Origin of the sequence: Sphingomonas sp. LH128 (genome assembly GCF_000293195.2) — a bacterium.
GTDB lineage: Bacteria > Pseudomonadota > Alphaproteobacteria > Sphingomonadales > Sphingomonadaceae > Novosphingobium > Novosphingobium resinovorum_A.
In genome coordinates, this window is the sequence record NZ_ALVC01000048.1 from 1 (window position 1) to 20,780 (window position 20,780).

General features: G+C 67.5%; 18 protein-coding genes. 10 read left to right on the forward strand and 8 right to left on the reverse strand.

Annotated elements, in window-relative coordinates; translation table 11 throughout:
* Window positions 1-550: DegT/DnrJ/EryC1/StrS family aminotransferase (locus tag LH128_RS04760; protein WP_008828442.1), on the forward strand; the 550-nt coding region annotated here is incomplete at its 5' end.
* Between the two features lie 6 nt (window positions 551-556).
* Here the strand turns inward: LH128_RS04760 and LH128_RS04765 are convergent.
* Window positions 557-1,813: a glycosyltransferase family 4 protein gene (locus tag LH128_RS04765; RefSeq protein ID WP_008828443.1), complete on the reverse strand. Its 1,257-nt coding sequence runs from the start codon at window positions 1,811-1,813 to the stop codon at window positions 557-559.
* Between the two features lie 359 nt (window positions 1,814-2,172).
* On the opposite strand from LH128_RS04765, the gene LH128_RS04770 reads away from it, so the two are divergent.
* The 9 genes from LH128_RS04770 to LH128_RS04810 all read left to right on the forward strand — a co-directional run bounded on the left by LH128_RS04770 (window position 2,173) and on the right by LH128_RS04810 (window position 11,673).
* A complete protein-coding gene (locus LH128_RS04770) occupies window positions 2,173-3,630 on the forward strand; it encodes a GMC oxidoreductase (protein WP_008828444.1) in 1,458 nt (485 codons plus the stop codon).
* Entirely contained in the window at window positions 3,627-4,064 is a 438-nt protein-coding gene (locus tag LH128_RS31260) for a hypothetical protein (RefSeq protein ID WP_008828445.1), read from the forward strand. The genes LH128_RS04770 and LH128_RS31260 overlap by 4 nt, the downstream gene beginning before the upstream one ends.
* A gap of 169 nt (window positions 4,065-4,233) precedes the next feature.
* Window positions 4,234-4,518 (forward strand): hypothetical protein, encoded by a 285-nt coding sequence (locus LH128_RS04780; protein WP_008828446.1) that lies wholly within the window; start codon window positions 4,234-4,236, stop codon window positions 4,516-4,518.
* 165 nt (window positions 4,519-4,683) lie between these two features.
* Entirely contained in the window at window positions 4,684-5,988 is a 1,305-nt protein-coding gene (locus LH128_RS04785) for a polysaccharide pyruvyl transferase family protein (protein ID WP_008828447.1), read from the forward strand.
* Entirely contained in the window at window positions 5,985-7,307 is a 1,323-nt protein-coding gene (locus tag LH128_RS04790) for a glycosyltransferase family 4 protein (RefSeq protein WP_008828448.1), read from the forward strand. Before LH128_RS04785 ends, LH128_RS04790 begins: the two co-directional genes overlap by 4 nt.
* A 4-nt stretch (window positions 7,308-7,311) precedes the next feature.
* Window positions 7,312-8,175 carry a glycosyltransferase family 2 protein gene (locus tag LH128_RS04795; protein WP_008828449.1) on the forward strand — a complete coding sequence of 288 codons (864 nt, stop codon included), beginning with the start codon at window positions 7,312-7,314 and terminating at the stop codon, window positions 8,173-8,175.
* Window positions 8,176-8,177: 2 nt separating this feature from the next.
* Window positions 8,178-9,272, forward strand: coding sequence for a glycosyltransferase family 4 protein (locus LH128_RS04800; RefSeq protein WP_008828450.1), 1,095 nt, complete (start codon window positions 8,178-8,180; stop codon window positions 9,270-9,272).
* Entirely contained in the window at window positions 9,269-10,177 is a 909-nt protein-coding gene (locus tag LH128_RS04805; protein ID WP_008828451.1) for a glycosyltransferase family 2 protein, read from the forward strand. Before LH128_RS04800 ends, LH128_RS04805 begins: the two co-directional genes overlap by 4 nt.
* Entirely contained in the window at window positions 10,174-11,673 is a 1,500-nt protein-coding gene (locus LH128_RS04810) for a lipopolysaccharide biosynthesis protein (RefSeq protein WP_008828452.1), read from the forward strand. Before LH128_RS04805 ends, LH128_RS04810 begins: the two co-directional genes overlap by 4 nt.
* Window positions 11,674-11,676: 3 nt before the next feature.
* On the opposite strand, the gene LH128_RS04815 is transcribed toward LH128_RS04810, so the two are convergent.
* From LH128_RS04815 to LH128_RS04845, 7 genes are all read right to left on the reverse strand, one after another.
* Window positions 11,677-12,498, reverse strand: coding sequence for a calcium-binding protein (locus tag LH128_RS04815; protein ID WP_327195059.1), 822 nt, complete (start codon window positions 12,496-12,498; stop codon window positions 11,677-11,679).
* 249 nt (window positions 12,499-12,747) lie between these two features.
* Window positions 12,748-13,998 (reverse strand): cell wall hydrolase, encoded by a 1,251-nt coding sequence (locus LH128_RS04820; protein WP_327195060.1) that lies wholly within the window; start codon window positions 13,996-13,998, stop codon window positions 12,748-12,750.
* A gap of 42 nt (window positions 13,999-14,040) precedes the next feature.
* Window positions 14,041-15,138, reverse strand: a complete 1,098-nt coding sequence (locus tag LH128_RS04825) for a polysaccharide pyruvyl transferase family protein (protein ID WP_008828455.1) — start codon at window positions 15,136-15,138, stop codon at window positions 14,041-14,043.
* Between the two features lie 2 nt (window positions 15,139-15,140).
* Window positions 15,141-16,076 (reverse strand): phosphoribosyltransferase family protein, encoded by a 936-nt coding sequence (locus tag LH128_RS04830; protein ID WP_008828456.1) that lies wholly within the window; start codon window positions 16,074-16,076, stop codon window positions 15,141-15,143.
* Window positions 16,076-17,548: a hypothetical protein gene (locus LH128_RS04835; RefSeq protein ID WP_008828457.1), complete on the reverse strand. Its 1,473-nt coding sequence runs from the start codon at window positions 17,546-17,548 to the stop codon at window positions 16,076-16,078. Before LH128_RS04835 ends, LH128_RS04830 begins: the two co-directional genes overlap by 1 nt.
* Window positions 17,545-18,684: a glycosyltransferase gene (locus LH128_RS04840; RefSeq protein WP_008828458.1), complete on the reverse strand. Its 1,140-nt coding sequence runs from the start codon at window positions 18,682-18,684 to the stop codon at window positions 17,545-17,547. The genes LH128_RS04835 and LH128_RS04840 overlap by 4 nt, the downstream gene beginning before the upstream one ends.
* Window positions 18,681-20,780, reverse strand: a 2,100-nt coding sequence (locus LH128_RS04845; protein WP_008828459.1) for a GumC family protein, incomplete at its 5' end; no start/stop codon positions are given. The genes LH128_RS04845 and LH128_RS04840, both read right to left, overlap by 4 nt.

Below are 20,780 nucleotides of genomic sequence, written 5' to 3' on the forward strand. Positions count from 1 at the left end.
CGCCAAGGCATCGCAGGCGACCAACTTCGGCTTCATGGGATCGCGCAACAGTCAGAGCGCCAGCCTGAACGGCAAGATGAGCGAGTATCACGCTGCCGTAGCCCTCGCCGAACTCGACGGCTGGTCGGCCAAGCGCGCCGATTTCGGGCGCGCCGCAAGGGCCTATCAGGCAGCGTTCGCACAGGCCGGGCTGCCCGCCGAAGACCTGCTGACGACGCCGCATGTCGCATCGAACTACGTGATCCACCGCTGCACCGATGCGGCAACGGCCGAAGCCCTGCAATCGGCAACGGACCTAGCGGGCGTCGAGACGCGGTTCTGGTACGGTCGCGGCCTGCACCTGCACGACCACCTCGCCGATGCCCCCCGCGACGCATTGCCGGTCACCGAAAGCCTTTCCGGCTCACTGCTCGGACTGCCCATGGGTTCCGGGCTGGCATCGGCGGAAATCGCCCGCGTGGTGGCGGTGATCAAGACGGAACGGCTCCGCACGGCAGCCGTGGAGGATGTCCCGTTCCCGGACTGCGCTTCGGTGCCCGCTACGGCCTGAACCCGGTCAGACTGAGACGGCGACGGAGCCTTGAAACTCCGCCGCCGCCACCGTGGCCCCACCCCCCAAGGCCCGGTCCGCAAGACAATTCGCGCCCAGTGCCGCGACGCAGATCAAGGCCGCCTGATCCTGCCAGCATCGACGCTGCGCCATCATATGTCCGGCTGCGATCGCGCGGTCTCGCCACGCGGAATCCGGCAGCACGCTGCGCACCGCACGCAGCATGGAATCGACCGACAGCGGGTCGCAATAGGTCATCCCCCGCCCGCAGCGCTCCCACATCGAGGGGATGTTGGAGACCACCACCGGACAGCCGAAATGCGCGGCCTCGACTGGCGGCAGCGGGCACGCTTCGTAAAGCGAAGGGAACAGCAGGAAACGCGCGTCACGGTAGATCCGCGCAAGACTGGCGGCATCGTTGACCTGGCCCACGAAGTGGATCTGGCCCGCGACATCGGCAGGCACTTCGCATCGCGGCCGGCGCAGCACCTTGCCCGACGAGCCGACGAAGACGAAATGCAGCCCGTCCTCACGCGCAAGGCGAATGGCGGCCTCCAGCGTGCGCGCGAAATTCTTCCGGTGCGACAGCGAGCCGACGTAGAGCCCGTAGCCAGGCGGCGGCATTACTTTCCCCTGACCGGAGGATGGCACGACATCGGCGCTCCAGCCACCATTGGGCGCGACGCTTATCCTCGGCGCCGCAGCCGGAGCCAGCCGTGCCAGCCGCTCGCGCTCGGTTTCCGAAACCGTGACGATGGCGCGCGCGCCGCGCATCAGCAGCGGCAGCATCAACCGGTGACCCACACGGTACGTGAGTTTGTAGGCATGCGGATGGTCGAGAAACGAGACGTCATGGATCATCACCACCACGTCGGCCTCGCGCCCGATCAGCGCCAGCGCTGGCGCGCTGTTGCCCAGGCACAGCAGAGTACCGCTACGGGCATGGCGAGGCAGGTCGAGTTGCTCCCACAGCACCCCGGTGTGGCGACCGACCGTCTCGACCCTGATGTGATCCAGGGAAAGGGGCTGGACCCATGGTCCCGGCGGCACCAGCAGCGTTACGTCGGCGACGATACCCCCGCTGCCCAGCATCCGGTCCAGCGCGACCGTGATCTCGCGGGCCGCGCGCTGTACCCCGGTCGCCTGCTGGACGAGGAAGCGGCCATTGATGAACAGGCGGCGCGCCGGTGCCGCGCCGCGCGATCGCGGAGCATGGGAAACGCCGATGCCTGGATTTGCGTCGATCAATGCCTGGCTCGCCACTACATGCCCCCATGTTGCCGCCTTGTGTCTGGCCAGACAAAATCGCGCATCCGGGCGACCGCTCCAATTGCACCATTGGGATTACCCCCAATTTGCGCAGCCGAAGCTGCTCGCAATTTCTCGAGTGAGAATGCCGAGATTAATTTGTGATTTGTCCAAATGCCAAACCCGCTATCCGATCGGATTAATCAATCATGTCCATTTGCGAGGCCGACAGAACTATGGAAACTTTCCTAAGAAATTCATTTCATCGACTTGCGGTACTTCGACAAGGATGCGCACATCGTGGACAGGTCCGGACCGAAGATCGTCCCTCACTTCGTAAATAGCGTAGCCTCGCCGGACACGGGCACGCCTGCATGACCAGGCTGCAAACGCAGGTCCGCGCGGAAGATATCGCCGGTCATCACTTCGATACGGTGGTGATCGGGTCAGGTTTCGGCTCCGGCTTCTTCCTCCACGAAGCTTTGCAGCATGCGCGCGCGGGCAGGGTACTGGTGCTGGAATGGGGCGAGATCCGCAGCCATGCGGACCAGTGGGAAGACGGCAGGCAAAGCCGTATCGAGCCCGGATCGACCTTCGCCAATACCGGCGATCACCCGTGGAACTTCACGATCGGCTTCGGCGGCGGCACCAACTGCTGGTTCGCGCAGACGCCCCGCTTCCACCCGAGCGACTTCCGCCTGCATTCGCTGTACGGAACGGCACGCGACTGGCCGTTCGACTACGCGCAGCTCGAACCGTTCTACTGCGAGGCGGAGGAGATCATGGCCATCTCCGGCGACGAGGCAATGGGCCGGGTCCTGCCCCGCTCGCGGCCCTTCCCCCAGCCGCCGCATCATCCCTCGACGCCGGACGCCCGGCTGAAACGTGCCCGGCCCGATCTCCACTTCGTCATGCCGACCGCCCGCGCCCGCGTGGCGACGGCGACCCGGCCGTCCTGCTGCGCCAACCATCGCTGCTCGCTGTGTCCGGTCGATGCGAAGTTCACCGCCAACAACGGGCTGATGGACACTTTCCAGCATGCCTCCGTCACAGTCTGCCCGGGCGCCGAGGTCACCCATCTAGACGCTTCCGGCGGGGTGGTGCGCTCGGCGCAGTTCCGCTCCGGGGGACGGGAGTTCACGGTGCACGGCGACCTTTTCGTGCTGGGCGCCAACGCCATCCACTCGCCCGCCATCCTGCTGCGATCCGGAATCGAGCAGGGGCCGGTCGGCAAGGGCCTGCATGAAGCCTACGGCATCGAGGTGGAAGCCATGCTCGACGGGATCGACAACTTCGATGGCAGCACGATCACCACAGGCCTGGACTATGGCGCCTACGACGGCCCGTTCCGCAAGACGTCCGGCGCGGCGCTGCTCTATTTCGAGAATCGCTGGAAATTCGGCTTCAGGACGGAGCCGGGCCGCTGGCGTCAGAGCTTGCCGATCGTCATCGTCGCCGAGGAACTGCCGGACGAAAGATGCGCGGTCGAGATCGATACTGACGGACGGGCCAAGGTCGTCGGCGGCGAACCTGGAGCCTATGCAGTGGCGGGCGCCGAGCGGGCCTTCGAACAACTCCCCGATATCCTGTCCGGCATTCCGGTGGAGCGCATAGAGCGCCGCTCCGTCCGGCCGACTGAAAGCCATCTGCAAGGCAGCTTGCGCATGGGCACCGACCCGGGCGATTCCGTGGTCGATGGCGGACAGGTCCATCACACGCTGCGCAATCTCGTCGTCGTGGGATCGAGCGTATTTCCGACCTGTTCGGCCAGCAACCCCAGCCTGACGGTCGCCGCCATGTCGATCCGCGCCGCGCGGCAGGTGCTGGCATGACCGAAATCACGCGCCGCACCGCGCTGGCAGGCATAGGCATTGCGGGCGTCGGCATCACCGGCGGGGTCGCGGGGCTCGTCGCCCGCGGCGGTAGCGGCGCTGCGCTGCGCGCCGTCCTCCACCGCCTGGCCGGCCCCTTCACCATGAGCGACGCCGACTTCGCCCTTTTCGCGAAGGATTTCGGCGCCCGCCACGGGTATCTGGGCTACATGGAAGCCGGAGCGCTGCACCTGCTGGAAGTCTTCGGCGGCGCCAGGTGGTTCGCGCTGCGGCAACCCGGGATCGCGGAGCGCTTCGATGCTTTCGACCGCAAGCTGCTGACGGAGTTCGTCCTCGCCACCAGGCACGACGGGTCCGACGATCCCGGCCATCTGGAGTACCACGGGCTCTTCGCGGACAACCCCTGCAGCAACCCTTTCGCGCAGTTGGGGTAAACCGTCTCCCTCCAAAGGGTTAGTGCGATGCCTCGGGCGGCGCGAAATGATGACGACTTCATAGAATTGGCTTCGGACAATTGATGACCCGATACAACGCAGTGGGCGCAGCTACGCGGCGCGTCCCTTGGTTTTCCGATTCACAAGACGGATTTTCGAAGGGGTCGATATGCACGATACTTCAAAAACCGAGCGCGACACCGTCAGGGACTGCCTTGATCGCCTCGCGCGTACCAGCGCCGACATCGACTACCGCGACTTCGCGCCCGTGTCGCACCAGCTCGCCGCCACTTACGCGCGACTGGCGGAGCGCGGGCTGCCTGCTAGCACCGTCGCGGTCGCCATGCTGGGCGCTACGGTGAACTTCTACGAGTGCTTCGGACTGTCCGCCGAACTGCCCGAGCAGCTACGCGCGCTGGCCGATCTGGTAGAATACGGCAGGCCGTTGTCCTGACCATCCGCACACCGTGCCCCGCCCTACCCCTTCGGTAGCCCCCCATTCGCACCTCTTCGCCAGAGCGCTGCGATTTCATACTCTTGGCCTTGTTGCAGTGCAGTCGCGGTCGTCCGATCCGCGCCGCGGGATGCAGTCTGTCCGCAACCGGAAACAGGATCGTCCATGGAAGCCGCCGAACGATTGATGCTCGACGATCCGCGCGACGCTCAACACCTCTCGAATCCGCCAGACACCCCCGATCAGCCGGAGGAAACCATCGACCATTCCGCCGATGAAACCCCTGCGGCCGCCCGCGTCGCCATACTGAACGTCAAGTACAGCCCGAACCTGGGCGACGGGATCATCGCGGAATGCCTGGAAGGCGAATTGCGCCGCGCCCGGCCGCGCATGGAGCCGGTTTCGATCGACCTCGCCGGGCGCACCCGCTTCAGCGCCGCTCATGGGCGCCGCCGTACGACTGCACTATCGATCATCGAGCGCCTCCCGGCCGGTCTGCGTGCCCTGCTCGTTCCCGCTCTGCTGCTGGTGCTGGTACGCTATCGCCTTGCGCCGCGCTGGAAGACGGCGCTGGCCGCCTGCGACGGCGTGATCATCGGCGGCGGTGCGCTGTTCCAGGATGTCGACCAGAACTTTCCGGTAAAGATCGCCGAAGCCCTCAAGCTGACCAATGCCCGCCGACTGCCGGTGGCGATCGCAAGCGTCGGCGTCTCTGCGGAATGGTCCACCGCCGGACGCACACGGCTGGCCGAGCAACTGCGGGCGGCGCGTCTGCTGCACATATCGGTTCGCGACGACCTCTCCGCCGAAACCTGGCGCGCGACCATGGGCACCCAAGGCATCGGACCGGCCACGATCGCACCGGACCCCGGCCTTCTCAGCGCCCGACATTACGGTACACCGAGAATATCCGGGCCGCCGCGCGTCGGGCTCTGCGTGACGGCCCCTATCGCCCTGCGCCTTCATCACGAGGGTGCCCACGACGACGGGCAGTTGGAAGCATGGATGCGCGCCGTGGCGCGCCAGTTGACGGCGCTTCGGCGCGACGTCGTCCTGTTCACCAACGGCAGTCCGGAGGACCGCCTGTTCCGCGACCGCCTGAAGGCCCGGATCGGCCGCGAGCCGGGCATCGACTTCGCCCCCGACTTCGCCGAGCCGCGTGAACTTGCCCATGCCCTGTCCGGTTTCGACTGCGTGCTCGCCCATCGCCTCCATGCCTGCATCGTCGCCTATTCCTACCGGGTACCGACGATAGGTTTTGCCTGGGACAGCAAGCTGCGCAGCTTCTTCGAACTGACCGAACGCGGCGCCTTCGTCATCGACCCGCGTGAGACGAGCCCGATGCACGTCGCCGACCTTGCGGTGACGGCCATCGAGCAGGGCGTCGACGAGAAAGTCCATACCGACCTGCTGCAAGGCGCGACCGATGCCATTCATGCGCTGACCGGCCAGCTTGCGGTGGCCGGATGATCGACCGCATCGTCATCATCAACGACCTTGCCCACGCCAAGGGCGGCGCTTCGCACCTTGCGCTGGAGGCAGCGGTGCAGTTCGCGCGGCGCGGACAGAACGTGACACTGCTGTGCGGGTCCGCAGGCAATCCCGAACTGGAGGCCGATGGCATCGAGGTCGTTGCCCTTGGCCACGGGCGGCTGCTGGAGGGCAGCCGCGCCAAGGCGATGGTGCACGGCCTCTACAATCGCCCGGCAGCGGCGATGGTGGCGCAATGGATCGCCAGCCACGACACCCCGCGAACGGTCTATCATATCCACGGCTGGTCGCAGATCCTCTCGCCCGCGCTGTTCGCAGCGATGCGGCCAGTCCGCGAGCGCATGCTGGTCCACGCGCACGACTTCTTTCTCACCTGCCCCAATGGCGCGATGTTCCATTTCGGCCGGGACGCGCCCTGCCCCGCCACGCCGATGAGCGCGGCCTGCCTTACCTCCGCCTGCGACCGGCGCGGCAAGGTATCGAAGCTGTGGCGCAGCGCCCGGCAGGGCATCCAGAACGGCGTCATCGGTGACCAGCCGCCTCCCGTGCTGCTGATCCACGGCGGCATGGCCGGATTTTTCGCGCGCTCCGGTCTGACGGAGCGCGACATGGCGGTACTGCCCAATCCGGTCGTCCCGTGGACTCCCGAGCGCATACCCGCCGAGGAGAACCGGGGCGTCCTGTTCGTCGGCCGCATGGAAGCGACCAAGGGTATAGACCTGGCGGCCGAAGCCTGCCGCCGCGCCGGAGTGCGGCTGACCGCCATCGGCGACGGCGACATGCTTGCCGACTTGCGCCGCCGTTACCCGGAGATGGCCTGGCTCGGCCGCCGCAAGCCTTCGGAAATCGGCCAGTTCGCCCGCGATGCCCGAGTAGTCGTCATGCCCAGCCGCCATATCGAGCCGTTCGGCCTCGCCGCCGTGGAAGCTCTGTGGAGCGGCCTGCCCGTCATCGCCTCACGCGATGCGCTGATCGCGCCGGACATCGTAGCGGCGGGCGCCGGCCTTGCCGTCGATCCGCGGGACATGGGCGCCTTCGCCGCCGGTCTCGGTGCGATCTTCGCCGACGACGCGCGGGCACGCGAAATGAGCGAGAACGCGCACCGCGCCACCCGCGCCCTCGCGCTGTCCCCCAATCGCTGGATCGATGCCCTGCTCGATGGCTACGCCGGGCTCCTCGACGACGGCCGCTCCGGCCTTTTTGCGGCAGTGCGGCGCAGCGTGAGCGACGCCCCCGAAAGCCCCCCGACCGCCATCATCCTGCCATTCCGCGACCGCCGCGCGGCCGGGGGAGTATAGTCTCATGCGCATCCACGTCGTATTCGCCACCGTCGGCCGTGCCGCACTGCTCGCCCGCACGGTGGACCGCATTGCCGAGCAAAGCCGCCTGCCCGACGGCATCCTCGTCTCGGCCACCGGACCGGACGACGTGGCGGGCATCGATCGGGCACGCATGCCCGCCCGCGTGATCTTAGGAGACAAGGGCCTGTGCCGCCAGCGCAACGCGGCCCTGCGTTACCTGAGCGACAGGACCGACGTGATAGTGTTCCTCGACGACGATTTCGTCGTCCATAACGACTACCTCGCGGTGATCGAGGAGACGTTCGCCGACCAGGGCATCGTCGGGGCGACCGGGGACCTGCTGGCCGACGGCATCCACGGCGAGGAAATCCCCTTCGACGCCGCAGCGCTGAGGCTGGACGGCCACACCCTGCCCGCCTTCACTCCGCTCCGGCCGCGACAGGCGCTCTACGGCTGCAACATGGCCGTGCGCGCTTCGGCTATCGACAGGCTGTGGTTCGACGAGGCGCTGCCGCTTTACGGCTGGCAGGAGGACATCGACTTTACCCACCAGCTCGGCAAGCGCGGCAGGCTGGTGTCGGGCGATCGGCTGACCGGCATCCACCTCGGCACCCGCAGCGCCCGGTCGCCGGGCAAGCGGCTGGGCTATTCGCAAGTCGCCAACCTCGTCCACTTGTGGCGCAAGGGTACGATGCAGCCCAACCTCGGCCAGCGGCTACTGGTACAGAACCTTGCCTCGAACGCGCTGCGCAGCTTCTATCCCGAACCGCACATCGACCGGCGCGGGCGCCTGCTGGGCAACCTCATCGCGCTTCGCGACCTCATGACCGGCCGCATCGATCCGCGCCGCGTCGAGACGATGTGACCATGCCGCGCCCCATCTACTTCAACGGCAAATTCTATTCCGGCGGGCTGAACGGCGTCCACCGCGTCGCCGACCGGCTGATCCGCGAGTGCGACCGCATGCTGGCGCTGATCCCCCTTGAACACCGGCCCCGCGCCTATCTGATGACGGCGACAAAAGCCGACTGGGTGCCGCCACTACAAGCCATAGAGCGACGCGACTACGCGCGAACCGACCAGTTCTGGGAACAGGTCATCCTGCCGCTGGCGAGCCGCGACGGGGTGCTGGTGAACCTCGCCAACCTCGCGCCGATCGCCCACCGCAACAAGATCACGATGATCCATGACGTGCAGTTCCTGTTCTCCGACTGCGGCTATCCGGCCCGCCAGCGGATCGGCTATCGCTGGCTGACGCCGCTGCTGGGGAGATCGAGCAAGGCGACGCTGACCGTCTCGGAATTCTCCCGCCGCCTGCTGCACCAGCATGCCATCGCCGATAAGGGGCGCACGCGCGTCATCGCCAACGGGGCCGACCACATCCTCGACGCGGCCGAGGACAACGGCCTGCGCGAACGCCTTGGCCTGATACCGGGGAGCTACGCCGTCCTGTTCGGCAGTCCCAAGGCCTACAAGAACAACGCGGTCGTCTTCGACGCCTTCTCCTCCGGCGCGGCCGCCCCGACCCGGCTGGTGGTCGTCGGCCCGCAGCGCGAGGCGCTCGCCGCGTCGGGGCTCCGTCCGCCCGAGGGCACGATCTTTGCCGGACGCCCTGATGACGGCGAACTCAAGAGTCTTCTCGGCGGCGCGGTGGCGATCCTGTTTCCCTCGCGCACCGAAGGCTTCGGACTCCCCCCGCTCGAAGCGATGCTGTGCGACTGCCCCGTGGTCGCCAGCCCGGCCGGCGCGATCCCCGAGGCTTGCGGAGACGCCGCGATCTACGCCGGCACCGACCGCCCGGACGAGTGGGCCGAGGCCATCGTGCGCCTGCGCAGCGATCCCGCCCTGCGCGCCTTCAAGATCGCGCAGGGTCGCCGCCGCGCCGCGCGCTTCACCTGGAAGGCGGCGGGCTCGGGCCTGATGGACGTCATCAAACAGGTTTCAGGAGGACAGCCGCGATGAAGCACGCAGGCCCGACCATCGACGTGGTGATCCCGACCTACAACCGCCGGGACCTGCTCCCCGAGGCCATCGCCAGCATAAAGGCGCAGACCCTGCCAGTCGCGCGGATCTTCATCGTCGACGACGGCTCAACCGACGGCACGATCGAATGGGTCCGCACGCTGGCGCAGGACGATCCGGCCATCGAACTGGTCGAGATGCAGCACGGCGGCGCCAATGTCGCGCGCAATGCCGGGATCGCACGGGCGCGCTCGGAATGGGTCGCCTTCCTCGATTCCGACGATGCGTGGGAGCCGGATAAGCTGGAGCGCCAGTTCGCACTGCTGGAAGAACGGCCCGATCTGGTCGGCCTGTTCTGCGGATTTCGCCTCGTCGGCATCAAGGTGGAGAAGATCCACCGGCCGCGCGACAACCCCTCGTTGCTCGACTTGCGCTGCGCCAATGGCCTCGGCAGCACGTCGGGCGCGGTGATCCGGCGATCGGCGCTGCAGGAGGCAACCGGGTTCAATCCGGAGCTGCCAAGCTGCCAGGACTGGGACTTGTGGTTCCGTTTGCGCCGTATCGGACCCATGGGGGTTGCGCGCCTGCCGCTGGTGCGGTTCAACTGTGGCCCGCACGAGCGGATCACGACCAATATGAACAAGGTGCTCTCCGGCCACCGCGCCATCTTCGCCAACCTCCTCGCCGACGTCGAGCGTGCGGGCGAACGGGCGCGCATCCACTCACAGCACAAGCTGGTGGAAGCCGACATCAAGCGCCGCTTCGGCAGCAACGGCGCGGCGCTGTGGCTGATCCTGCGCTCGTTTTTTCAGGCCCCCAGCAAGCGCGCTCTGGCGGTCGGCTGGCGCACCACGCGCGGCATCTGGGACGACCTGCGCCAGCCACGCCCGGCCAGCGCCGCATGAGCAAGGTCGGTGTAGCGCGCGGCGCCGCAGCCCTCGGGGCAACGCGAATAGCCACCAACCTCGCCAATCTCGGCGCGCTGGTCGTGCTGGCGCGGTTGCTCACGCCGCAGGACTTCGGCCTCGTCGCCATCTGCACGACGGTGCTGGGCGTACTGGTCGCGCTGACCGAGCTTTCGGTCGGATCGGCCCTCATCCAGCGCGACGAGGTGACGCCCGCGCACATCGACAGCGCCTGGACCATGTCGTTGCTGCGCGCGGCCCTCATTGCCGGCGGCTTCGCGCTGGCGTCCGAACCGCTGGCCCGGCTCTACGGCGACGACAGGCTGGCGCCGCTCTTCGTGCTGTCGGGCATCACCGGCGCACTGGCGGGGCTCACCAATCCGCTCGTTTCGCTGCGGATGCGGGCGATGAATTTCCGGCCGATGATCATGCTGCAGATCGTGCAGAAGCTGTCGGCGCTGGCGATCTCCGTTGGGCTGGCGCTGTGGCTGCGCAACTACTGGGCTATCGTGGTGGGATCGGCGATCGGCGGCGCGCTGGGTACGGTGCTGAGCTACCTCGTCGTGCCTTACCGGCCGCGCTTCACCCTCTCGCGTTCACGTGACCTGCTGGGCTTCTCCAGCTGGCTGTTCCTCGGCCAGGTGATGAACGAGGTGAACTGGCGCTTCGATCAGCTGGTGATCGGCCTGTTCCTGCCGACCGCGCAGCTGGGCGCCTATTCGATGGCCGACAACGTCTCCGCCATCCCGAGCCGCGAGGCGACGACGCCGCTGGTCCAGACCCTGTTTCCCAGCTTCGCCCGCATGCAGGGCGACCGGGCCCGGCTGCGCACCGCCTACCAGACCGCGCAAGGCGCGATCGGCATCGTCGCCTTGCCGATCGCGGTCGGCTTCATGTTGCTCGCCGACCCGATGGTGCGCGTGGCGCTCGGGCAGAAATGGCTGATAACGGTGCCGCTGATCCAGGTGATCGGCTTCAGCTACGCGCTGCAGACGCTGGTGACCGGATCGCGCCCCCTGGCCATGGCCGAAGGGGCCACCCGCACGCTCTTCGTGCGCGACGTCTGGGGACTGGCGCTGCGCGTCCCTTGCGTGACGGTCGGGCTTATGGGCTGGGGCCTGATGGGGCTGGTCTGGGGACGGCTGCTGAGTTCGGTGCTGGGCCTGTTCATCACGTCCGCGCTCGTCACGAAGCTGACCGGACTCCCCATTCTCGATCAGATGAAGGCGCATCGGCGTACCATCCTGGCCGTGGTCGTGATGGCGGCGGCGGTACTGGCGGCCGATCACGAACTGCTGCAAGTCGGTGCGATGCCCATCGCACGCATCGCCGTGCTCGCACCCTTGGGCGCGCTGACCTACCTCGGCATGCTCCACCTGCTGTGGATCGGCAGCGGGCGAAGCGCGGGCGCGGAGGCCGAACTGCTCGGCCTCGCACGCACCGCGATCGCCCGCTTCAGGAAAGGGCGAAGGGCCCCGGCGATAACCGGGGCCTGATCCTCACGCGCCTACCGCGGAACGGATCGCCGCCACCGCCGGGCGCGGTGTCAGGTCGGTGTTGAACAGGCCGAAATTGGTGATCTCGCTCGTGCCCTTCCAGCAGAACAGCTCGTAGATGCTGATCGTGTGGACGTAGGACTGCGCCATCGCGGTCTTGACGTCGGACGCCAGCAACGTCGCCTGCTGGGCGATCGTGACCGGCGGCGAGGTATTGTTGCTGGCGCTTCCCCCCGTCGTGCGGCCCCACTCGGTGATGATGCCCTGGGTGGTCTTGCTCTCGACCACCTTCTGCTTGAACCCCGCCACGCGCCCGGCGACGTCGGACGGCGGCGTCGGGTAGATGTGGGAATTGGCCAAGTCGGTGTACGGCGCCTGCTGTGCCTGCATGAAGTCGTTGCTGGCGACCAGCGGGATCGAGCGCAGCACCGGGTCCACCTTGATGGCGGCATGGAAGTCCTTGATGAACGCCATCAGGGCCGGTGCATTACCGGTGCGGAAGCCCATGCGCTTGTCGGTCACGCCATTGTAGGTGACCGGATTGAGATCCGGCTCGTTGGGAAACTCGATGGCGAAGATCGAATTGGGAACGGTCGCCACGAACGCTTTCATGTCGGCGATGCTCTTGCGGATGTCCCGCACCGAAAGCGTGAAGCAGAACCGCACGCCCGCCCTTGCGAGGCCCACGTAAGTCGCCCAGCCTGCGGTTCCGCTGTAAGGCTCGCGGCAGCGCATCTTGCGCACGCCGCCCAGCTTGTCGAGCGCAGGCAATATGTTAGCCAGTTTGTAGGGCGATTGGGTGTCTTGCGGACGCCCCTGCACCATCAGCCGGCTGATGGAAGGGGTAGCGCCCCGTGCGATGGAAGGAAGGAGGGGAGCGGTCGCAAGCGCGCCGATCAGGTGACGTCGAGAGAGAGGGAAACCGTATTCGGACATTATTGTCGTTGCTCCAGAGGGCGAATCCGGATCGGCCGCATATCGGGCGATCATACCCTCCGGAAGGCGCAACGGGACGCGCGGCCCCGGGCTTGCGCCGGTCCGCACGGGAGCAGGAAATCTGACGGTTTCTTAACCTTAAAGCGGAGTATGGAGCAGTCTCTGGACGGCGACGCGGTCGGGCGGCAGGCATTGCCGCATATCCGGACGGGTCACGGCGGAGCAATCCCACAGCGCCAGGTCGCGGTGGCTCGCCGGGTCGCGGATGAAGACGAAGACCGGAAGGTCGCGCTGGAACGGCGACCGCAGGCGGTTGGCCTCCAGCATTGCGGGAGAGGGCCAGGCAACGACACGGCAATTGGCCTTGCCCGCGCAGCGGGAGAGCGCATCCATTGCCCACCGTCCCGGAGGTGTCGCCGGATCGATGGCGAGGAGTATCGCATCACCCTGAACACCGCCGGGGTTCCCTGCCATGACGGACGGATGTGCGGCGGTAAATGCGGGCTCCGTGACGGTAGGCAAGGACGCTGCGGTGGTTTCGACTTCTGCCTGTTCCGATCCCATAAGTGCCCCGAGCCGCTCGATCACGGGCTCCGGCGCATTCGGGCGGACAAGATGCCCTCCGGCGAACCGGTAGAACACATGCGCGCCGACCTGCGCGACTTTCGTGAGGCTCGGCGCCCAGTAGGGATAGACGTAGTCCGCATGGTAATGCGTAGCATCGCCCACCGCCGGGTCCACCGCTCCGGACAGCGCCGCCGCTGCGAGAACCCGCGCACGCCGCCAGGCTTCGGGCGCTGGCCGCCGCGTCATCGCGCCGTCGCAGGTGAAGGTGAACTGGCAGCCGGTCGATAGTTCGGACCCCTGAAACACCACGCCGCACACGCTCGCCGGGTAGACCCCGTGGCGCACGCGGTTGAGCACCACCTGCATCACCGCACGCTCCCCGGCGGCATCGTCGCCCGCCTCGTACAAGCCCGCCGCAGCGAGGCAGGTCAGCGCCCGCAGATGGTCTTGCTCGCCGCCCGCGAAGGCGAAGGGCTTCGCGAGGCCCGGACGCGCATCGAAACGCCGCGCATCATTGAGCAGGTGCGCTGCCTCGGGTGAACCGGCGGTATCGGCTGCCGGTGCGGCGGAACCGAATGGCGGCTTCACGACCGGATTGCGGAGCATCACCGGCCCGGATCGGGCCGTCACGGAGACCGGCGCGCGCACGGCGGCAGGCAGTGCATAGGAGCACAGGCCGATGGCCGCGACGATCGCCGTCATCGCGCGCATCACCCGGACCACCGGGAATCGTGCAGGGCCTGACGGCCGCGCCGATGTCGAGGCAGCGGGATACTGCACGGTGCCGTGATGCCGTCTCCCCGCCTGGACGGAAAGTGCCACGGCGGGCGAGCGGCGGCGCAGCGGGATTAGCCCTTTCGGGCATCAATCGAGGTTGAGCGCCGCCCTGCGCCCGAGTTCCTGCCTGACTTGCGCCCGGGCCGCGCCATCGAACGCCAACGCCGCCGCGACTTTGGCTCCGGCCTTGCCCGCCTCCTCACGGCCGATCAGGGGAATCGCGAAGTCGTCGGCCACGACACGGACCTTGGCCGTGCCGTCCTCGATCGCCAGCGCGGGCGCATCGGCAAGGATCGCGAAGATCAGCGAATGCAGCCGGTTCGTCACCACCAGAGCGGCGTCGCGATAGAGCTGCGTCAGGGTTTCCAGTTCGAAACTGTCGAAGACATGGGGCTCACGCCCCTGCCAACGGCTTGCGAGACGGGCAGCGGACGCCTTGTCCATCGATTCGCGCGGGTCGTGGCAGGCAATGGCGACCCGCGCGTCGGGCAATGCCGCCTGCGCTGCATCCAGCACCGCATCGAGCGCGGCGCCGTCAAGCGAGCGGCGCTCGCTGCCGTCGTCGCAAGGCGCCACCACGATCCAGCGCGCGACCGGCTCGCGTTCGGCTTCTACATACGCGCCGGTAGGCAGGAACACCATGTCGGCGAGGACCGCCACCGCCTTGCCCGGCAGCAAATCGGCCAGATTACGCGCGGAAGCCGCATCGCGCACGTTCACCACGGCGCAGCGTCGCAGCACCATGCGCCAGAGAAAACGCCGGGAGCGTGAACGGATCACACTCACCCCAAGCCCCCGCGTGACCACGCGCCCGCCGCCCGCGCGTGCGCTTACGGCGGCCAGTGCAAGGCCGAACATCGACGCGATCGACACGTTGTCCCGCACGATCTGGCCGCCGCCAATCACGAGATCGGTCCCGAAGGCCCGGCCCGCGAAGTGAAGCAGGCGCTTGCCCGGCGTGAGTTCGCCGCCTGCCTCCTCGACCTGCCTGACGATCGCTGCGGGGATCCGCGCCCAGTACCGCACCGCTCCGCCCTCCCCTCGCGAGACCGCAAGGTTCTGCAGCACCAGCTTGAGGTCGCCGAGATTGTGCAGATCACCCGGTACGAAGACCTGCCGCCGATGCGAATGGCGGGGCGTCGCAGCCCCGTCGCTCCCTGCATCGATCACCGGCTGGTGCTTCACCGCTACCCTGCTCGCAGCACGCGCGAGACCATCCGGCCAACACGCGCGCGGAACCGGCGCGGAGCCAGCGTATGGCGGATCGCCTGCGGGTTCATCATCCCCGGCATCAGCATCTGCGGGTCCTGAAGGCTGAGCACGGGTTTGCCGGACAGCCGCGCAATGTCGCGGGCCTGCGGCAGTTCGCTCTCCACGAACAGGTCACAGGCGGCTTCGCGATAAACTTCCGCCTTGAAACTGCCGTGTGCCCGCAGGCGCCGCCGCGCGGCGGCGTCGGGGAGGTCGAGCATCCGGAGCTGGCCGTAACGTACGCCGTGACGGTCCAGCCAGTCCTCGGTCGGCGCACGGTACTTCTCCAGCCGGCTGGTCACCAGCATCGCGATCTCTCGGCGCGGGCGGTGGAGCGGCACGGCGCTGGCGAGGAAATTCAGGTAGCGGGCGCCGTCGTCGTTCTCGCGCTCGGTCGGGTCGACGCAGAGCACGCCGTCAATGTCGAAGCAGGAGCGCGAGACGATCGGATGATGCAGCACGTTCCACTCGAAAACGCGTGGTTCCGGGACAGTCTCGAACACGAAGTCGGCGCCGCCGGACTTGCCCGGCGCGCCGTAGACCGCCGCGAAGGTGATGCGACAATCGAGGTGTGCCAGCTTCGCACGCGCCTCCTGCATGGAGGCGCCGGTGCGGCAACTGTCATCGATAACGAGGACATGAGCGAACCAGGAAGCGGTCCCTTCCTCACGCCGGGTATGTCCGGAGGAGAGCAGCCTACCTTCCGCGAAACCATCGATGTCCGCCAACGGCAGGTTGCGTGCGAGGGCCACCATAGAAGCGGGCAGCATCCCGCTGCGGGGCACGCCAACCACCAGGTCGATGTCCTGCGGCAGCCGGGAAAGGCCACGCCAGACATCGCGGTAGAGGTCGTTAATCGAGCGGAAATGCATCAGGCGGAACCTCCGGAAGATCGTGCAGTTGCAACGGCTTGCGGCGGCGACCCGGAGAGTTTGCGGCTGACCAGTATCGCCAGGTCGGGCTTCCTCACCACGTGCGGGATCATCCGCCTGAGGCCGAGCGCGGCGCCTGCGAAGATCGCGAAGCTGGTGCCTGGGTGGCTGTTGGGGGAGGACACCGCTGCCGGGATCAGGATGATCGGTGCCGTCACCGCGCAGGCCCGCATCACCGCGATCATCGCCTCGTGCCCGCTTGCGGCCACGGTGGCGCCGATCGGCCGCACCACGCTGATGAGATACCACACGAAAGTGCCGATCCCGATCACGCCCATCGTACCAAGGATCGCCATGAACAGGCTGGACGAGCGGAAACTGCCCGGCCCGATGCCGAGACCGCCCGAGGCGATGAAGGCGGTTACTCCCTGCATGGCCCAGAACAGGCGCTGCTGGCCGGACACGCTGGTCCCCTTGTCCACCGTCATATGCACGACCATCTGCCCGATTTTCGCTGCCATTCCAGGCACAACCGCGATTGCCACCGCCACCAGGAACACCAGCGCGACGAGCGCGGCAGCGGCCTGCCGGAGCCGCTGCGGCTGCGCTGCGGCCGGGAACAATGCGGCGCGCCCGGCGAAGAACGCGGCGTAGCAGGCGAGGCCGACGTAGGCGGTGCTGGAGGTACTGAGGAACAGGACGCCGCCCAGCAGGAGCGCGGCCGTGCCGGTGTGGCGTGCCCAGACCGAGCGATACCAGCACTCGGCGTTGAACACGAACCAGCCGAGCGCGAAGGCGGCCCAGCCGGAGGCTTCGGGGAAAAGCCCGTCCACCCGGTTAAATCCTTGATAAGACTGATCAAGCTGGGCGTAGGCGCCGTTGCGGAACAGCGCGAAGACGTCCTGCACCCAGGTGCCCTTGGTCTGCGAGGCGATCAGGCCGGTCAGCGCGTGGACCCAGCCGATGACGACGCCGCCCTTGACCAGAGCCTCGATTCCGCCCGCCGTACGCACCGCCACATAGGCACTCAACGTGACCATAAGGGCACCCAAGAGGTACACACAGGCTGTGATGTTCTGCGAAGTCGGCTTCAACGGCACCGTATCGAACAGGCTACGCGCATCATCGAAGCGCATCGGCGCGACATCGATCTGCCCGGCGAAGATGCGCGGCGCGACCAGCGCGGCAACCATGCCGTAGAGCGTGAAGAGCACGAGCGGGAAGTTGTCCTTCACCCCGTCGCGCCACAGTTCGAAATAGCCGCCGCTCGGCATCAGCACGCGCAGATAGACGAAGACCAGCGCGAACTGGATCGGCGGTATCGAGCTGTTGCCCAGCGCCGGAACCGTCAGCGCCGCCGCCCCGCCGAACAGGCCCGAGGCCATCAGGAACAGCAGCATCGCGGGCATCGAGCGGAACAGCAGCACGAAGCCGATCACCAGCTGCACGAGGCCGACGAAAGTGAAGCTCATGACAGTTGCCCCACCGCCGTAAGGATCTTGCGATCGAAATGCTCGGGCGCGAAGCGGTTGGACTGCGCGACCGCGACGCTCGGGTCGAATTCGGGAAGCCAGCGCTCGAACCGCTCGATCCCGTCGACCAGCGAGTCCGCCGTCTGTCGTTCGAAGAACAGGCCGGTCTCGCCCGGCACCACGCTGTCGAGCACGCCGCCGCGCCCATAGGCCAGCACCGGGCGGCCCGAGGCCATGGCCTCCACCGGGACGATGCCGAAGTCCTCCTCCGCCGTGAACACCAGGCCCCGCGCCCGCGCATAAGCCTGCCGCAACTCGTTGAAACCCAGCCGCGAGACGAAGCGGATGTTCGGCCCGGCGACGCGCTTGAGCCTGGCGAGCATCCCGCCGTCACCCACCATGAGCAGCGGCAGTCCGGTGCGGTTGAACGCCTCCACCGCAAGGTCGGGGCGTTTGTAGGGCACCATCTGGCCGACCCACAGGTAGTGATCATCGACGTCGAGGCTGGGGGTGAAGATGCGCGTATCGACCGGCGGGTGGATGACCTCGGACTCGCGCCGCCAGAACTTGCGCACGCGCTCGCGGATGAAGCTGCTGTTGGCGACGATCGTGTCCACCCTTGCGCTGGACGACATGTCCCATTGCCGCATCCGGTGGTAGATCAGCGGCATCGCCGCGCGGGCGATCGGATTGGCGTCCTTGCGGTAGAGGTGGTAGTGATCCCACAGATACCGCATCGGCGAGTGGCAGTAGCACAAGTGCTGCGCATGGGGGCTGGTGATCACCCCCTTGGCCGGCCCGCTCTCGCTGCTGATGACGAGGTCGTAGCCGGTCAGGTCGAGATGCTCCAATGCCATCGGCATCAGCGGCAGGTAATACTGGTACAACCGGCGCGAGAACGGCAAGCCGTTGATCCAGGTCGTCGTCACGTTGGCCTTGCGGATGCTCTCCGACATCCGGCTTTCATCGTAGACGTGGGTGAACACGTCCGCGCCCGGGAACAGGCCGAGCAGCCGCTCCAGCACCCGCTCCCCGCCGCGCATCGACACCAGCCAGTAATGGACGATGGCGACGCGCGGTTCGCTGAACCGGGTGTGCCGTCCCGCCACCGGGGGTTCGGCAAGGTTCAGTGTCATGCGTAATAGGCCTTGTATTCACGGTAGAAGTAGGCCGGGTCGGAGTAGCCGAAGAGGCGCTTGCGGCGCATGTCCATCCGGTTGATCGTCACGCCCACGACGTTGACGCTCTCACGCGGCAGCATGCCCAGGGCCGAGCGCGCCGCACCCTTCATCGTCTTGCGCCAGCGCACAACCAGCACCGTCGCGTCGGCCATTCCGGCGAGGGTGCGGCCCGCCGCGATCGGCAACACCGGCGGCAGGTCGAGCACGACATAATCGAAGCAGGCGCGCAGTTCCTGCAGCAGCCGGGTGAAAGTCTCGCCGGTCAGCAGCGTGTCATGGGCAAGGTCGGAAGGCTTGACCGGCAGGACACAGAGCCCCGATTCCCCAGTCACCAGCGCATCGGCGAGCGAAACCTTGCCTTCGAGCACTTCGATCAGGCCGGGATGCTCGGGCGAGAGGCGCAGCAGCTTGCTGACACCGCGCCCGCGCAAATCGCAGTCGACGAGGATCGCGCCGCGCCCGCTGACCGCCAGCGTCTGCGCGAGGCAGGAGGCCACCGTCGTCTTGCCCTCCTTGGGGAGCGCCGAGGTCACCGCTATGATCTGCGCCGGGCCATAGACCGCCTGCTCGATCGAGGTGCGCAGCGAGCGGAACGATTCGGCGAAGGCGGAGCGCGGTTCCTGCGTGATCGCGGGCACCTCGCGCCGCGACTTGCGGCTGACCGAAGCGAGCAGCGGGATCGCGCCGAGGTAGCGGCTGCCCAATCCCTGCTCGACTTCGTCCGACGTCGTCACGCCGCGGAACAGCGCCTCGGCGACGTATGCGGCGGCAAGCCCGGCACCGAGGCCGATCACCAGCGCCAGCAGCATGTTCATGGGAATGTTGGGCGAGCTTGGCAGCAGCGGCACCTCGGCCAGCGACAGCACGCGGGCGTTCGGCCGCTGGGTGCCGTCCTGCGCGATCAGCTGGCGGTAGCTGTTGAGGTACGTCTCGTACATCGCCTGCGAGGACTGCGCGGTGCGCTCCAGTTCATCGAGGCCGACCATCGCCGCGTTGTTGCGCGCAAGGTTACCGCGCGCCGCACCGAGGCTGGAGCTGAGCGAGGCGAGGCGCTGGTCCGCCACGTCGCGCTGCGCCTGCAGGTTGGACATGATGCGGGTAATCTCGTTCCTGATGTCGCTGCGCACTTCGGCGAGTTCGCTCCGGCTGCGCACGAGCTGGGGATGATTGGGGCCGTAGCGCGCCTGCATGTTGGCGACCTCGCCGCCGATCTGCGATTCCCGCGCGCGCAGCGAGCCGATCACGCCCGAACCGAGCGCCTCGCCCACGTCGTCGCCCGCCGATCCCGAGCGCAGCTGCGCCTGCGCCGTCGCGAGCCGCGCCTGGCTCTCGGCCGCCTCGGCGCGGGCCTTGGTGACTTCCTGGTTGTAGCTGGAAATCTCCTGCTCGGTCAGCGAGGCACCCGAAGTGCTCAAGAGGCCGTTGGCGATGCGGTAGCGCTGCAGCCGCTCGGTATCGGCGTGGGCCTGCTGGCGCAGTTGCTCGAGCCGGGGCGCGACCAGCTTGGCGGTTTCGGTGTTGCTCTCGTGCGCGGCCTTGACCTCGATCTGGGTGAACTGCTGCGCGTACATGTTGGCGACTTTCGCCGCGTCCTGCCCGTTCGGCGCCTTGAACGCGACCTTGAGCGCATAGCTCTCGCCGCTGCGCACGGCCGAGACGTTGTTCTGGTACGTGGTGACGATCTCGGCCTGCTGGGCCGCGCTCTTGCCGTCGAGGACGCCGAGTGCGGAAGCGACACGCTGCGCAAGGTCGCGCGATTTCAGCGTCTCCACTTGCGTATCGACGTAAGAGCTGTTCGGCGAAGGCCCGGCCTGTCGCCCGGCGCTTGCCGCGGCCTCAGGCGTGTCGGTCGGCGCCAGCAGGCTGACGACCGCCTCGGCCGTGTACGTGATCGGCATCGAGAAGGTCACCGCCGCGCCGATCGCCAGCGCCGCTCCGGTGACCAGCGCGATCAGCCCCGATCGGCGCCGGAAGAACGCCATCGACCCGCCAAGGTCGACGCGCGCCGACGGCAGCATGAGCGATTGCCCGGGCGCCAGCGCAAGATCGCG